The 1323-nt window shown below is 33.5% G+C and carries 3 protein-coding genes; all 3 read right to left on the bottom strand.

What is annotated here, in order from left to right:
- Window positions 1-260: hypothetical protein (locus DFQ09_RS18695; protein ID WP_181897217.1), on the bottom strand; the 260-nt coding region annotated here is incomplete at its 3' end.
- A 10-nt stretch (window positions 261-270) separates the two neighbouring features.
- A complete protein-coding gene (locus tag DFQ09_RS18690; RefSeq protein ID WP_115813154.1) occupies window positions 271-615 on the bottom strand; it encodes a hypothetical protein in 345 nt (114 codons plus the stop codon).
- The coding region (locus tag DFQ09_RS18685; protein ID WP_115813152.1) for a HEPN domain-containing protein at window positions 612-1323 on the bottom strand (712 nt) is incomplete at its 5' end. The genes DFQ09_RS18685 and DFQ09_RS18690, both read right to left, overlap by 4 nt.

Below are 1323 nucleotides of genomic sequence, written 5' to 3'. Positions count from 1 at the left end.
GGGAGTAATTTATTGGCTAATTGTAAGGTCTTACGAATATCCAATCCATCATCTTCAGTTCCATTAGAGTTATTGACATGACTGGCCATTATACAGACATTAATTAACGATTCAATGGTAATAAATAAATCGAGATACCCGTCGAACTGTAAAAAAGAGGCTTTAAACTTACCCGTTTGTACATTAGAAGGTTCTAATGTTATTAATTTATATTTAGCTGATCTTATCAGCTTTTCAAGGTCTTTTCTTTTTGGTTTCATATCGTCGTATTTAAGGTTTCGGTTTTTTGAGTTCCTGTGCGGAAAGGATTTCAGTGATCTTATCCAAACAGAACATTTGGTCGTGAGGCAAGAGATCAATAACCATCTCTAGCACCTTGGTTACGCTAGTTGTTGGCGTCTTATTGCTATGTTTAGGAGATACGAAAACCCCATTACCATCTAGTGCATAATAGCACAATTCTAAAAGTGCAGAAATACTGCTGGTTATTTCCTCATGGTCAGAGACCTCAAAACTTATGGTCTTTCTTGTTCTATTGCCATGTGGATCTAAACTTACTCCAGGGAAATTTTTAATGTGCTTCTTTATTGCCTTTAATTTCTTTTTTTCTTTCATAAGCTGTTCCTTTTCGGGTTTAAAACTATATCCTTGATGCCATCCAAAACTTCCATTTCATTATGGGGTATCATGTCTAATACATATCCTAAAACTTCTTTGATATTATGCTCTGGATTGGGAATGGATCGTGTAGAGCAGTGGTCTGTATCCATAGCTGTGATACATACCTTTAATAGATTTGAAATCATGAAGGATGTGTCCAAATAACCTTCAGTTAGGACATCGATAGTATATAGCCCTTTTTTATGAGGATAGGGTTTTAGGGTTGAAAAGTCATTTATAGAAAGTGAATTAATAAACTTAGACAATTCTGTATCATTTGGCTGAGAAGATTCTTTTTTCGGAATACTAACATCGTTTGGATTTAATTCGTGCTTTATACAATCGTCCAACTTATTTTTAAATAACAACGTGGCTATTAATTCAATTTTAGTAGCTTTCTCTATTATTCTATGAATTTGTTCATTGTTAATATGGTAATTGTTTTCATAACGTGTAGTGATATAGGCATCATCCAATAATTTTAAAAGGTGTTTCTCTTCTTCTATTTCCGTATTGAAAAGATTACCAAGTTCAGCTGAAAATATTTTTAGATATGTTTGAAGCTCTTTGATACTATGACTTTTTCGTTCTTTACCCATTAAAATAAGGGCAGTATAGCGAAACCACAATTCTATATATTGGTGGAGCATAAAAGCCGCTTGA

It is taken from the genome of Winogradskyella pacifica (genome assembly GCF_003386275.1).
GTDB lineage: Bacteria > Bacteroidota > Bacteroidia > Flavobacteriales > Flavobacteriaceae > Winogradskyella > Winogradskyella pacifica.
This window is presented reverse-complemented; position numbering and strand designations above follow the sequence as displayed.